The sequence below is a fragment of the Stutzerimonas urumqiensis genome, assembly GCF_003640395.1.
Lineage (GTDB): Bacteria > Pseudomonadota > Gammaproteobacteria > Pseudomonadales > Pseudomonadaceae > Stutzerimonas > Stutzerimonas urumqiensis.
The window spans coordinates 608,953-621,723 of the sequence record NZ_RBZQ01000001.1 but is presented as its reverse complement, the minus strand read 5'-3'; the positions used below and the strand labels follow the sequence as shown (position 1 = coordinate 621,723).

Genomic DNA, 12,771 nt, shown 5'->3' with positions numbered 1-12,771 from the left:
TTGGCGTAGCACAGCTTCAAGACGCTCCATGCCGTCCGCAATCCTTGACCGATTCCTCCTCCCGAACCATTGCTTCCTGTTAACACAGCAAGCAGGAGACGTCGTCGCGATACCGGCAAAAGCCTCGTATCGCTGGACACTGGGATGACTGACAACCATTCCTGACGCACCTGACACCGACCGAGAGAGTCGTGTGTGCCGAACGCCGTTTCCGGCAGCCCGGAAACCGACGGTACTACATGAAAAGAATGCTAATAAACGCAACTCAGCCTGAAGAGTTGCGCGTCGCACTGGTGGATGGCCAGCGACTGTTCGACCTGGACATCGAGTCCGGCGCCCGTGAGCAGAAGAAAGCCAACATCTACAAGGGCCGCATCACCCGAATCGAACCCAGCCTCGAAGCGGCTTTCATCGATTTCGGAGCCGAACGCCACGGCTTTCTTCCTCTCAAGGAAATCTCTCGCGAATACTTCAAGAAAGCCCCTGAGGGCCGAGTCAACATCAAGGATGTCCTGTCCGAAGGGCAGGAAGTCATTGTCCAGGTCGAAAAAGAAGAGCGCGGCAACAAAGGCGCCGCACTGACCACCTTCATCAGCCTTGCAGGCCGATACCTGGTCCTGATGCCTAACAACCCGCGTGCGGGCGGCATCTCCCGTCGTATCGAAGGCGAAGAGCGCAACGAACTGCGCGAGGCCCTCAACGGACTGAACATCCCAACCGACATGGGACTCATCGTCCGGACCGCCGGCCTCGGTCGTTCGAGCGAAGAACTGCAGTGGGACCTGGACTACCTGCTGCAGCTCTGGTCGGCCATCAAGGAAGCCTCGCAGGACCGGTCGGCCCCCTTCCTGATCTATCAGGAATCCAACGTCATCATTCGCGCCATCCGCGACTATCTGCGCCAGGACATCGGCGAGGTCCTGATCGATAGCGTCGAAGCCCAGGAAGAAGCACTGAGCTTCATTCGCCAGGTCATGCCGCAGTATGCGAGCAAGGTGAAGCTCTACGAAGACAGCGTCCCGCTGTTCAATCGGTTCCAGATCGAAAGCCAGATCGAAACGGCCTTCCAGCGCGAGGTCAAGCTTCCCTCGGGTGGCTCGATCGTCATCGACCCCACCGAAGCACTGGTTTCGATCGACATCAACTCGGCCCGCGCCACCAAAGGCGGGGACATCGAAGAGACTGCCCTCCAGACCAACCTCGAAGCGGCCGAGGAAATCGCTCGCCAGCTGCGCCTGCGCGACATCGGCGGCCTGATCGTCATCGACTTCATCGACATGACCCCGGCGAAGAATCAGCGCGCCGTCGAAGACCGCATGCGCGAAGCGCTGGAAGCCGACCGCGCGCGCGTGCAGATCGGCCGCATCTCGCGCTTCGGTCTTCTGGAAATGTCTCGACAGCGCCTGCGTCCCTCGCTGGGTGAAACCAGTGGCATCGTATGCCCGCGCTGCAACGGCCAAGGCATCATCCGGGACGTCGAGTCTCTGTCGCTGGCCATCCTTCGCCTGATCGAAGAAGAGGCTCTCAAGGACCGTACCGCGGAAGTGCGTGCACGCGTGCCTTTCCAGGTCGCCGCCTTCCTGCTCAATGAGAAGCGCAACGCGATCACCAAGATCGAACTGCGCACCCGTGCGCGCATCTTCATCCTGCCTGACGATCATCTCGAGACGCCTCACTTCGAAGTCGTGCGTCTGCGTGACGACAGCCCCGAGTTGGTTTCGGGCCAGGCAAGCTACGAAATGGCGCCAGCCGAGGTCGAAGAGGCTCAGCCGGTAAGCGCAACGCGCACGCTGGTTCGCCAGGAGGCCGCGGTCAAGACCGCGCCGCAGCGCACCGCACCGGCCCAGGTGCCCGAAGCGCCACAAGCGCCTGTCTCGACCCCCGAGCCCAGCCTGTTCAAGGGACTGGTCAAGTCACTGGTCAGCCTGTTTGCCGGCAAGGAAGAAGCCAAGCCAGCCGAAGCGCAGACCAAGCCGGAGCGCAGCCGCCAGCCCCGCAATGACGAGCGTCGCAACGGCCGCCAGCAGAACCGCCGGCGCGATGGCCGCGCGCGAGACGAAGAACGCAAGCCGCGCGAAGAGCGTCCCGCACGGGAAGAGCGTCCGCGTCCGCCACGCGAAGCGCGTGAAGAGCGCAAGCCACGTGAACAGGTCGAAACGGCGGATGCCGGCAACACGTCCACGCGCCGTGAGCGGCCGCAGCGGGAGGAGCGTCCTGCTCGCGAGGAGCGCGCGCCGCGTGAAGAGCGCAAGCGCGAACTGCGGCCTGCTCTCGAAGATAACGAAGCCGTCAACGCCGAGGAGCCACGGGTAGAGCGTGAGCGCCCGCCCCGTGCGCCCCGCGAAGAACGCAAGTCGCGTGACGAGCAACCGGTCGTCGTTGACGAGGAAGCGACCGGCCAGGAGGCTCAGGATGACAGCGAAGACGACAACGAGCTTGAGCGTCCGCGTCGTCGCTCGCGCGGTCAGCGTCGCCGCAGCAACCGTCGTGATCGCCAGCGCGATGCCAACGGTAACGAGATCGAAACCGCCGAGGTCGATGAAAGCAACGCACCGGTGAAGTCGGAAGACGTGGCCATAGCCGCCACGGCTGCCGCGCTCGCTGCCAATACCGCAGATACCGAGCCAGCACCGGTCGGCGCCTCGATCGACAGCGATGTAACCGAGCAACCGGCTACGCCTATCCTCGAGCCTGTCGAAGCTGAGCGTGAACAGCCTGCCATGGAGGTCCCCGCTGCCGAGACGAGCATTGAGGTCGTTTCTGCTTCCGAGCCCGCCGCTGCCGCACCAGCCGAGGTCGTGAACGAGCCTGCCGCGAGCGAGCCAACCATCGCCCCCGAGCAGCCGGCACCCAGCCAGCCGGCCCGCCCCGCCGGTCGCGCGCCGAACGATCCTCGTGAAGTTCGTCGCCGTCAGCGTGAAGCCGAGCGCCTGGCGCGCGAAGGCAAGGTGGCCAGTGAAGCGCCCGCCGTCACGGAATCCGTTATCGCCGAACCGGCCCAACCGGTCGAACAGATCGCAGAAGCGCAGCCGCTGGCCAGCAACGAAATCGTGGCAGGCGGTGCCCAGCAGGCATCTGCCGCTGAATCGGAGCCGGTGAAGGCAGAGACGGTCGAACCGACTCCGGCCAACGAACTGCCGGCGCCCAAAAGCGACAGCGACGCCAGCGAGCCGGTCGCCGCTGAGCCGGAGCCGGAGCAAGCCCCGCTTCAGGAGCAGTCAGTCGCAGACGCACCGGAGGAGCAAGGCCGCGAGAAAGTGGACGAGCCGCCGCGCAAGCCGCAGCTCTAAGAGCTGTTGTGTAAACGAGAGAGGGGATGCCATGGCATCCCCTCTCTCGTTACGGCGCCCCGCACATTCGGCGGCGGGCGGAGTCTTCTGATAGAATCCGGCCCTTTCGTTGAAGCCCGTGCCGAGAGAAACGCATGACGGTCACCATCAAGACCCCTGAAGACATCGAAAAAATGCGCATCGCCGGCCGACTGGCTGCCGAGGTGCTGGAAATGATCGGTGAACACGTCAAGCCCGGCGTAACCACCGATACGCTCGACCGTCTTTGCCATGACTACATCGTCAACGTGCAGGACGCCATTCCGGCGCCGCTCAACTACAAGGGCTTTCCCAAGTCCATCTGCACATCGGTCAACCATGTCGTCTGCCATGGCATTCCGGCAGACAAGCCGCTCAAGAGCGGTGACATCCTGAACATCGATATCACCGTCATCAAGGACGGCTATCACGGCGACACCAGCATGATGTTCCTCGTCGGCGATGTGCCCGAGTGGGCCGCGAAGCTGTGCCGCGTGACGCAGGAGTGCCTGTACAAGGGCATCGAACTGGTCCGTCCAGGCACGCGGCTCGGCGACATCGGCGAGGTCATTCAGAAGCACGCCGAGAAGAACGGCTATTCGGTGGTTCGCGAATACTGTGGCCATGGCATCGGCAAGGTCTTCCATGAAGAGCCGCAAGTGCTCCACTACGGGCGGGCCGGCACGGGCCTCGAGCTCAAGGAAGGCATGACGTTCACCATCGAGCCGATGATCAATCAGGGACGTGCCGAGACCCGTCTGCTCGGCGACGGCTGGACCGCGATCACCAAGGACCGCAAGCTTTCCGCCCAATGGGAGCACACGGTGCTGGTCACGGCCGAAGGCTACGAGATCTTTACCTTGCGCAGCGATGAGAGCATCGCGCGCACCTCGCCTTAAGCGACCCTCGGCTCGCGTTCAGGAGGCACCATGCCGCAGGTGGATCCCGAACTGTTCGATCCCGGCCAGTTCCAGGCTGACCTGGCGCTCAAGGCCAGCCCTATCCAGGCCTTCAAGAAGGCAATCAGGCAAGCCGGCGAAGTGCTCGATCAGCGCTTCGTTTCCGGGCGGGACGTCCGCCGCCTCATCGAAGACAGGGCCTGGTTCGTCGACCAGATCCTTCGAGCCGCGTGGGGGCGTTTCGCCTGGAGCGATGACCAGTCGATCGCACTCGTCGCCGTCGGCGGCTACGGCCGCGGCGAGCTGCATCCCCATTCGGACATCGACCTGCTGATCCTGCTCGAGCACAGCGACCTGACGCCCTTTCGCGCGTCGATCGAAGGCTTCCTCACCCTGCTCTGGGATATCGGCCTTGAAGTCGGACAGAGCGTACGCACCATCGCGGAATGCGGCGACGAGGCGCGAGCGGACCTGACCATCATCACCAACCTGATGGAAAGCCGCACCATCGCCGGGCCCGAACGCCTCCGCCAGCAGATGACCGGCGTGATCAGTTCGACCAACATGTGGCCCAGCAAGGACTTCTTCCTCGCCAAGCGCAAGGAGCAGCTGGCCCGGCACGCCAAGTACAACGACACCGAATACAACCTCGAACCCAACGTGAAGGGATCGCCGGGCGGCTTGCGGGACATCCAGACCATCCTCTGGGTGGCGCGTCGCGAATTCGGCACGCTCAACCTGCGCGCAATGGTCAATGGCGGCTTTCTGACTGAAAGCGAGAACGCCCTTCTCGCCTCGGCCCAGGAGTTTCTCTGGCGGGTACGCTACGGCCTGCACATGCTTGCCGGAAGAGCCGAAGACCGCCTGCTGTTCGATCACCAGCGCTCGCTCGCCAAGCTGCTCGGCTATCAGGACAGCGGCGGCAAGCTCGGCATCGAGCGGTTCATGCAGAAGTACTACCGGATCGTCATGAGCGTGGCCGAGCTCAGCGACCTGATCGTCCAGCACTTCGAGGAAGTGATTCTGCGCAAGGGCAGCCAGGGCCCTGCGACGCCGATCAACAGCCGCTTCCAGCTGCGCGATGGCTATATCGAAGTCACCCACGCCAACGTGTTCAAACGCACGCCGTTCGCGATCATGGAGGTCTTCGTGCTGATGGCCCAGCACCCTGAAATCCAGGGCGTGCGGGCCGACACGATTCGCCTGCTGCGCGACCAGCGCCACCTGATCGACGACGACTTCCGCAGCGATATCCGCAACACCAGCCTGTTCATCGAGCTGTTCCGCTCGCGGCAAGGCATACACCGCAATCTGCGGCGGATGAACCGGTACGGGATTCTGGGCCGTTATCTGCCCGAGTTCGGCCATATCGTCGGCCAGATGCAGCACGATCTTTTTCACATCTACACGGTCGACGCGCATACGCTGAACCTGATCAAACACCTGCGCAAACTCAGGCGTCCGGAGCTGGCGGAGAAGTACCCCCTGGCCAGCAAGCTCATGGATCGCCTTCCCAAGCCCGAACTGATCTACCTCGCCGGCCTGTATCACGACATCGGCAAGGGCCGGGGCGGCGATCACTCGGAACTGGGGGCGGTCGATGCCGAACATTTCTGCGTGCGCCACCAACTGCCCGCCTGGGACACCCGCCTCGTCGTCTGGCTGGTCGCCAATCACCTGGTGATGTCGACGACCGCCCAGCGCAAGGACCTCTCCGATCCACAGGTGATCAACGACTTTGCGCAGCAGGTCGGTGACGAAACGCACCTGGACTACCTGTACGTACTGACCGTCGCGGACATCAACGCGACCAACCCGACCCTGTGGAATTCGTGGCGGGCCAGCCTGCTGCGCCAGCTCTACACCGAAACCAAGCGCGCCCTCAAACGCGGCCTGGAGAACCCGCTCGACCGCGAGGAACAGATTCGCCGCACCCAGCAAGCCGCACTCGACCAGCTGGTGCGCAGCGGCACCGACCCGGACGATGCCGAGCAGCTCTGGGCTCAGCTCGGTGATGATTATTTCCTGCGGCATACCGCAAGCGATGTGGCATGGCACACCGAAGCGATCATCGAGCACCCGGACAACGGCGGCCCCCTGGTGCTGGTCAAGGAAACCACCCACCGGGAGTTCGAAGGCGGGACGCAGATATTCATCTATGCGCCCGACCAGCACGACTTCTTCGCGGTGACCGTGGCGGCGATGGATCAGCTGAACCTCAGCATCCACGATGCCCGCATCATCACCTCGACCAGCCAGTTCACACTGGATACCTACGTCGTACTCGATGCGGACGGTTCGCCGATCGGCGACAACCCGCAGCGCATACGGGAAATCAAGGAAGGCCTGATCGATGCACTGCGCAACCCGGACGAATACCCCGCGATCATCCAGCGCCGGGTGCCGCGCCAGCTGAAACATTTCGCCTTTGCACCGCAGGTCACCATCCTCAATGACACCCAGCGACCGCAGACCATCATCGAAGTCATCGCGCCCGACCGGCCCGGCCTTCTGGCGCGCATCGGACAGTTGTTCCAGGACTTCGACCTCTCGGTGCAAAAGGCCAAGATCGCCACGCTCGGCGAGCGCGTCGAAGACGTCTTCTTCGTAACGAGCGAAGACAACCAGCCGCTCTCGGACCCGGAGCTGTGCCGCCGCCTGCAACAAGCCCTCATCAAACAACTGGCTCAGGGCAACGAGCAGACGCCGTCCCCTGACCGCATCCTCATTTGAGCCTCTGGCCTTATCGACCTGCGTGCCGACGACAATGAACCAAGCCCTCGAGCTGCTCCAGCCATACCCTTTCGAAAAATTGCGCGCCCTGCTGAACGGCGTGACGCCAGCGGCCAAGGATCCGATCGCCCTGTCGATTGGCGAGCCGAAGCATGCGTCACCGGCGTTCGTCGCCGAAGCACTGGCGAACAACCTGCACCAGCTTGCGACCTATCCGACCACCTTGGGACTGCCGGCACTGCGCCAGGCGATCGCCCGCTGGTGCGAGCGGCGATTCGCCGTGCCCGCCGGCAGCGTCGACGCCGATACCCAGGTCATTCCGGTGAACGGTACGCGCGAGGCGCTGTTTTCCTTCACCCAGGCGGTCGTCGATCGCTCGGCCGATTCGCTTGTCGTGAGCCCCAATCCCTTCTACCAAATCTATGAGGGCGCGGCCTTGTTGGCCGGCGCGACACCGCACTACCTGCCCTGCCTCGCGGAAAACGGCTTCAATCCGGATTTCGAGGCGGTGCCGGACGAGGTCTGGCGGCGTTGCAGCGTGCTGTTCCTGTGCTCGCCGGGCAACCCGACCGGCGCCCTGGTACCGCTGCCGACGCTGAAACGCCTGATCGCACTGGCCGATAAACATGACTTCGTCATCGCCGCCGATGAGTGCTACAGCGAACTGTATTTCGACGAAGGCAATCCGCCGCCCGGCCTGCTGACAGCCTGCGCTCAGCTCGGACGGCTGGATTTCAAGCGCTGCGTTGTTTTCCACAGCCTGTCGAAGCGCTCCAACCTTCCCGGCCTTCGCTCCGGCTTCGTCGCCGGAGACGCAGACATTCTCAAGGGCTTTCTGCACTACCGGACGTACCACGGCTGCGCGATGCCGGTGCAGACCCAATTGGCGAGCATCGCCGCCTGGGAAGACGAGCGGCACGTGGAAACCAACAGGTCGTTGTACCGGGAAAAGTTCGATGCCGTGCTGGACATCCTCGGCGATGTGCTCGATGTGCAGCGACCCGATGGCGGCTTCTACCTCTGGCCGAAGACGCCGGTCGACGACACGCTCTTCACCCGTGAGCTGTTCGCGACACAGCACGTGACCGTTGTGCCAGGCTCCTACCTGTCCCGCGCCGTCGACGGACATAACCCGGGGGCAAATCGGGTTCGCATGGCGCTGGTCGCCCCCCTGGCGCAGTGCGTCGAGGCGGCGCAGCGCATACGAACCTTCGTCCAGTCGCGCGGGTAACCTTCGTTCAGGCCACGCCTGGCGGGATCATGTCCTTGCCGTAGTCGCGCAGCTTCTCGAGATTTTCGGGCTTCATGTGCTCGGGAATGTCGGGCTGCGCGTCGGCCTCATCGGGCTTGTCGATTGGGGCGCAGGGCTCCTGCGGAGTCATTCGGCGTTCGGTTCCCATATCAGATCCCCTTCTTCGGTGACTTCGGTAACCTTGGTCAGCGCCGCTTCGGCCGCGACGTCCGCCTCCGAGGCAAGGTCATATCGATTGCCGTTGGCGACCTGATGAACCGTGGCCGACTCATCGGTATCTCGCCGCTTCACTGCGATGACCGCGGCGAAGGCATCACCGTCCGGCACCGCGGATGAGATCGCCTCGAAGTGCTCGAAATGCTTGCGAGCCATGGTGTCCTCCTCGATTGGGTGTCTCTCTGTGGACAGCGCATGCCGCGCAAACGATCGGCCCGCCCGACGGGCCGCGCCTGCCGCTCGGTGATTTCCATGCGTCTCCTCGCGGTAGAAAGCCCGGCGACCCTCGACTCCAGGCTGCGGCATGCCTGTCGTCGCCACCCACCCATGGCATAATCGCCCGCTGACCCGAAGCGGAGACCTACCATGCCCGAGCGACCTCCTCGCCTGGCGCTGTTCGGCATCAAGGCGTGCGACACGATGAAGAAGGCGCGCACCTGGCTGGACGATCATGGCATCGCCTATGACTTTCATGACTACAAGAGCGCCGGCATCGACCGCGCCCATCTGCAGGCCTGGTGCGATGAGCACGGCTGGCAGACGATCCTCAACCGTGCCGGCACGACCTTTCGCAAACTGGCGGACGAACAGAAAGCCGACCTGAACCAGGCCCGTGCCATCGACCTCATGCTGGCCCAGCCCTCGATGATCAAGCGCCCCGTGCTCGAGCTCGGCGGTCGCACGCTGGTCGGGTTCAAGCCCGAGGTCTACGAGCGAGAGCTCACCGAAGCGCGCTGAAGCGCAGCACCGATACCCGAACAAGGAACATGAACATGCCTACTTCCCTCTTCAGCCTCGCCTTTGGCGTCGGCACCCAGAATCGCCAGGGCAACTGGCTGGAAGTCTTCTACGCGCAGCCCCTGCTCAACCCGGCCGGCGAGATCATCGCCGCCATCTCGCCGCTGCTGGGCTATCAGGGCGGCAACCAGGCGATCGCCATCAGCACCGCGCAGGCGGCCACCCTGTCCGACGCCCTGAAGCCGCTCGATCCCAGCCAATGCGCGTTGCTTACCCGCCTGGCCGAAAGCCAGCGTCCGCTGGTCGTCACCCTGCTGGAAACCGACGCAGCGCCGGCCTCCACGCCGGAGGCCTATCTCAAGCTGCACCTGCTGTCGCATCGGCTGGTCAAGCCGCATGGCGTCAACCTGTCGGGCATCTTCCCATTGCTGCCGAACGTCGCCTGGACCAACCAGGGTGCGGTCGATCTGGCCGAACTGGCCGAGCGGCAACTCGAGGCACGCCTCAAGGGCGAGCTGCTGGAAGTCTTCTCGGTCGACAAGTTCCCGAAGATGACCGATTACGTCGTGCCGGCCGGCGTCCGCATCGCCGATGCCGCGCGCGTCCGACTCGGCGCCTACATCGGTGAAGGCACCACCGTGATGCACGAGGGCTTCGTCAACTTCAACGCCGGTACCGAAGGCCCCGGAATGATCGAGGGCCGCGTCTCGGCTGGCGTCTTCGTCGGCAAGGGCTCCGACCTGGGCGGCGGCTGTTCTACGATGGGCACCCTGTCGGGCGGGGGCAACATCGTCATTTCGGTTGGCGAGGGCTGTCTGATCGGCGCCAACGCCGGCATCGGCATCCCGCTGGGCGATCGCAGCACCGTCGAAGCCGGCCTCTACATCACCGCAGGCACCAAGGTGAACCTGCTCGACGAGCAGAACCGGCTGGTGAAGGTGGTGAAGGCGCGCGAGGTGGCCGGCCAGGCGGACCTGCTGTTCCGCCGCAATTCGCTGACGGGCGCGGTCGAATGCAAGACGCACAAATCGGCAATCGAACTGAACGAAGCGCTTCACGCGCACAACTGAGTGCTCCCGCCGGTGCGACGGTCGCTGACAGCGACCTTCCTCCGGCGGCAAACCGCGAGACCGCACATGCTCTCGTCTCCCTGGCGCTCCGACTTTCCCGCGCTAGCCGTCATGGAAGCGCAGGGCGAGGTCTACCTCGACAGTGCCGCGACCGCTCAGAAACCGCAGGCGCTTATCAGCGCGCTGACCGGCTACTACACCAGCGGCGCGGCGAACGTGCACCGCGCCCAGCACGCCAGCGCCGAGCGCGCCACGCGCGCTTTCGAAGGCACCCGGACGAAGCTCGCCAGCTGGCTGAACGCCGCAGAACCGACCGAAATCATCTTCACCCGCGGCGCTACCGAGGCGCTCAACCTGCTGGCCTACGGCATGGAAGCGCATATCGACGCGGGTGACGAGATCGCCATCACCGCGCTCGAACACCACGCCAACCTCCTCCCCTGGCAGCAGCTGGCACAGCGTCGTAATGCGCACCTGGTGGTGCTTCCGCTCGACAAGGCGGGGCACATCGACCTGGAGGCAGCCACGCAGCTCATCGGTCCCCGTACCCGTGTGCTCGCTGCCAGCCAGCTTTCCAATGTCCTCGGAACGCAGCAGCCGCTGCACCGATTGCTGCCACTCGCCAAGGCCCAGGGCGCGTTGACCGTCGTCGACGGCGCGCAGGGCATCGTCCACCAACGGACCGACGTGCGCTCGCTGGGCTGTGACTTCTATGTACTGTCTAGCCACAAGCTCTACGGGCCGGAAGGCGTCGGCGTGCTGTACGGGCGGCGCGAGGCGCTAGCCCGCTTGCGCCACTGGCAGTTCGGCGGCGAGATGGTGCAGCTCGCGGAGTTCCAGCACGCACAATTCCGCCCCGCGCCCCTCGGGTTCGAGGCCGGCACGCCGCCCATTGCAGGCGTCATCGGCCTCGGCGCGGTGCTCGATTACCTCGGCGGGCTGGATCAGGCCGCACTCGCCGCGCATGAACACCGGCTGCACCGCATGCTGGTCGATGGACTCGCCATGCGCGATGGCATTCGCCTGCTCGGACGGCCGGACTGCGCCCTGGCGAGCTTCACGGTCGAGGGTGTCCACCCTGCCGACCTGTCGCATCTGCTCACCGAGCAAGGCGTCGCCGTCCGCAGCGGCACTCATTGCGCGATGCCGCTGATGGGACGCCTCGGTGTCAGCGGTGCGATTCGCGCATCGCTCGCCTTCTACAACGATGGCGCCGACCTCGAGGTGTTTTTCTGCGCACTCGATCGCGCCCTGGAGTTGCTGCGATGAATGAACCCACTCTGCCGCCGGCCGCACGGGAGGCGATCGATGCCTTCACTGGCGCCGCCGGCTGGGAACAGCGCGCGCGGCTATTGATGCAATGGGGCGAGCGGCTGGAGCCGCTGGCAGACAGCGAGCGCAGCGACGAAAACCGGGTGCGCGGCTGCGAAAGCCAGGTCTGGCTGATCGCCAGCGAGCATGACAGCCGCTGGCACTTTCGCGCCGACAGCGAGGCGCGCTTGTTGCGCGGTTTGCTCGCGGTCCTGCTGGCGCGGGTCGACGGCCTCGACGCACAGGCCTTGCGAACGGTGGATGTGGCCGAGTGGTTCAACCGACTCGGACTCGGTCGTCAGCTTTCGCCGTCCCGGGCCAACGGCATCAATGCCGTCCTGAGCCGCATGCAGGCGCTGGCTGCACGCTGAGTCACCCTCGCTCCGACGGCCGACGCGCACCGGCCACGAGCTTGTCCACCGCGCGCGCAGCCGCCACCAGCCCGAACGTGGCGGTGACCATCATCACGGCGCCGAACCCGCCGGCGCAGTCCAGCTTGACGCCTTCGCCGACGAAGCTTTTCTGCTGGCAAACGCCGCCATCGGGCTTCGGATAGCGCAGCTGCTCGGTGGAAAACACGCACGGCACGCTGTAATGCCGGCCCGCGGTGCGGGAAAAGTTGTAGTCCCGGCGCAGCAGCGAGCGCACCTTGGCCGCCAGCGGATCGTTGAACGTCTTGTTGAGGTCGGCGACCTGGATCTGCGTCGGATCGACCTGCCCGCCAGCGCCGCCGGTGGCGATGATCTGGATCTTGCGCCGCTTGCACCAGGCGATCAGCGCGGCCTTGGCGGGCACGCTGTCGATGCAGTCGATGACGCAATCCAGCGTCGGCGTGATGTACGCCTCCATCGTGTCGCGGGTCACGAAGTCGGCGGTGGCATGCACGCGGCACGCCGGGTTGATCGCCCGGATACGTTCGGCCATCACTTCGACCTTCGGACGACCGACCGTACCGTCGAGCGCGTGGGCCTGACGGTTGACGTTGGTGGTGCAGACATCGTCGAGATCGAACAGCGACAGCTCACCCACGCCACTGCGCGCCAACGCCTCGGCCGCCCAGGAGCCGACCCCGCCAATGCCGACGACCGCGACATGCGCAGCGGCCAACCGCTCGGCGCCCTGCGTGCCGTACAGGCGGGCAATTCCGCCAAACCGTTGATCGTCGAACCCCATGCTGCCTCCTCCGTTTCGATCGGCGAGTATAAGCGAGCGCCCGCCGGCCGAGCGCATCGACCGATGGCACC

General features: G+C 64.7%; 11 protein-coding genes. 8 read left to right on the top strand and 3 right to left on the bottom strand.

The window, feature by feature from the left end; translation table 11 throughout:
- Positions 1 to 239 precede the first annotated feature (239 nt).
- The 4 genes from rne to dapC all read left to right on the top strand — a co-directional run bounded on the left by rne (position 240) and on the right by dapC (position 8,171).
- Complete coding sequence (gene rne / locus D7325_RS03135; protein ID WP_218565168.1) at positions 240 to 3,290, top strand: ribonuclease E; 3,051 nt, start codon at positions 240 to 242, stop codon at positions 3,288 to 3,290.
- Positions 3,291 to 3,424: 134 nt separating this feature from the next.
- Complete coding sequence (map, locus tag D7325_RS03130) at positions 3,425 to 4,207, top strand: type I methionyl aminopeptidase (protein WP_120993961.1); 783 nt, start codon at positions 3,425 to 3,427, stop codon at positions 4,205 to 4,207.
- 30 nt (positions 4,208 to 4,237) lie between these two features.
- On the top strand, positions 4,238 to 6,940 hold the full coding sequence (locus D7325_RS03125; RefSeq protein ID WP_120993960.1) for a [protein-PII] uridylyltransferase: 2,703 nt from the start codon (positions 4,238 to 4,240) through the stop codon (positions 6,938 to 6,940).
- Positions 6,941 to 6,974: 34 nt separating this feature from the next.
- Positions 6,975 to 8,171, top strand: a complete 1,197-nt coding sequence (dapC, locus tag D7325_RS03120; RefSeq protein ID WP_120993959.1) for a succinyldiaminopimelate transaminase — start codon at positions 6,975 to 6,977, stop codon at positions 8,169 to 8,171.
- 7 nt (positions 8,172 to 8,178) lie between these two features.
- Here the strand turns inward: dapC and D7325_RS19025 are convergent, their stop codons facing one another.
- Both D7325_RS19025 and D7325_RS03115 read right to left on the bottom strand, forming a co-directional pair.
- Positions 8,179 to 8,322, bottom strand: coding sequence for a hypothetical protein (locus tag D7325_RS19025; protein ID WP_162987992.1), 144 nt, complete (start codon positions 8,320 to 8,322; stop codon positions 8,179 to 8,181).
- Positions 8,319 to 8,564 carry a hypothetical protein gene (locus tag D7325_RS03115; RefSeq protein WP_120993958.1) on the bottom strand — a complete coding sequence of 82 codons (246 nt, stop codon included), beginning with the start codon at positions 8,562 to 8,564 and terminating at the stop codon, positions 8,319 to 8,321. Before D7325_RS03115 ends, D7325_RS19025 begins: the two co-directional genes overlap by 4 nt.
- A gap of 210 nt (positions 8,565 to 8,774) precedes the next feature.
- On the opposite strand from D7325_RS03115, the gene D7325_RS03110 reads away from it, so the two are divergent.
- The 4 genes from D7325_RS03110 to D7325_RS03095 all read left to right on the top strand — a co-directional run bounded on the left by D7325_RS03110 (position 8,775) and on the right by D7325_RS03095 (position 11,898).
- Complete coding sequence (locus tag D7325_RS03110; RefSeq protein WP_120993957.1) at positions 8,775 to 9,146, top strand: ArsC family reductase; 372 nt, start codon at positions 8,775 to 8,777, stop codon at positions 9,144 to 9,146.
- Positions 9,147 to 9,181: 35 nt separating this feature from the next.
- Positions 9,182 to 10,216: a 2,3,4,5-tetrahydropyridine-2,6-dicarboxylate N-succinyltransferase gene (gene dapD, locus D7325_RS03105; RefSeq protein WP_120993955.1), complete on the top strand. Its 1,035-nt coding sequence runs from the start codon at positions 9,182 to 9,184 to the stop codon at positions 10,214 to 10,216.
- Positions 10,217 to 10,282: 66 nt separating this feature from the next.
- Positions 10,283 to 11,485 carry an aminotransferase class V-fold PLP-dependent enzyme gene (locus D7325_RS03100; protein ID WP_120993953.1) on the top strand — a complete coding sequence of 401 codons (1,203 nt, stop codon included), beginning with the start codon at positions 10,283 to 10,285 and terminating at the stop codon, positions 11,483 to 11,485.
- A complete protein-coding gene (locus D7325_RS03095; protein ID WP_120993952.1) occupies positions 11,482 to 11,898 on the top strand; it encodes a SufE family protein in 417 nt (138 codons plus the stop codon). Before D7325_RS03100 ends, D7325_RS03095 begins: the two co-directional genes overlap by 4 nt.
- Before the next feature lies 1 nt (position 11,899).
- Here the strand turns inward: D7325_RS03095 and tcdA are convergent, their stop codons facing one another.
- Entirely contained in the window at positions 11,900 to 12,700 is an 801-nt protein-coding gene (gene tcdA, locus D7325_RS03090; protein WP_120993950.1) for a tRNA cyclic N6-threonylcarbamoyladenosine(37) synthase TcdA, read from the bottom strand.
- Between the last annotated feature and the right edge of the window lie 71 nt (positions 12,701 to 12,771).

What these genes read in the sequence shown, in the direction of transcription:
- rne (WP_218565168.1), top strand. Translation starts at nt 240, where the DNA reads ATGAAAAGAATGCTAATAAACGCAACTCAGCCTGAAGAGTTGCGCGTC.
- map (WP_120993961.1), top strand. Translation starts at nt 3,425, where the DNA reads ATGACGGTCACCATCAAGACCCCTGAAGACATCGAAAAAATGCGCATC.
- D7325_RS03125 (WP_120993960.1), top strand. Translation starts at nt 4,238, where the DNA reads ATGCCGCAGGTGGATCCCGAACTGTTCGATCCCGGCCAGTTCCAGGCT.
- dapC (WP_120993959.1), top strand. Translation starts at nt 6,975, where the DNA reads ATGAACCAAGCCCTCGAGCTGCTCCAGCCATACCCTTTCGAAAAATTG.
- D7325_RS19025 (WP_162987992.1), bottom strand. Translation starts at nt 8,322, where the DNA reads ATGACTCCGCAGGAGCCCTGCGCCCCAATCGACAAGCCCGATGAGGCC.
- D7325_RS03115 (WP_120993958.1), bottom strand. Translation starts at nt 8,564, where the DNA reads ATGGCTCGCAAGCATTTCGAGCACTTCGAGGCGATCTCATCCGCGGTG.
- D7325_RS03110 (WP_120993957.1), top strand. Translation starts at nt 8,775, where the DNA reads ATGCCCGAGCGACCTCCTCGCCTGGCGCTGTTCGGCATCAAGGCGTGC.
- dapD (WP_120993955.1), top strand. Translation starts at nt 9,182, where the DNA reads ATGCCTACTTCCCTCTTCAGCCTCGCCTTTGGCGTCGGCACCCAGAAT.
- D7325_RS03100 (WP_120993953.1), top strand. Translation starts at nt 10,283, where the DNA reads ATGCTCTCGTCTCCCTGGCGCTCCGACTTTCCCGCGCTAGCCGTCATG.
- D7325_RS03095 (WP_120993952.1), top strand. Translation starts at nt 11,482, where the DNA reads ATGAATGAACCCACTCTGCCGCCGGCCGCACGGGAGGCGATCGATGCC.
- tcdA (WP_120993950.1), bottom strand. Translation starts at nt 12,700, where the DNA reads ATGGGGTTCGACGATCAACGGTTTGGCGGAATTGCCCGCCTGTACGGC.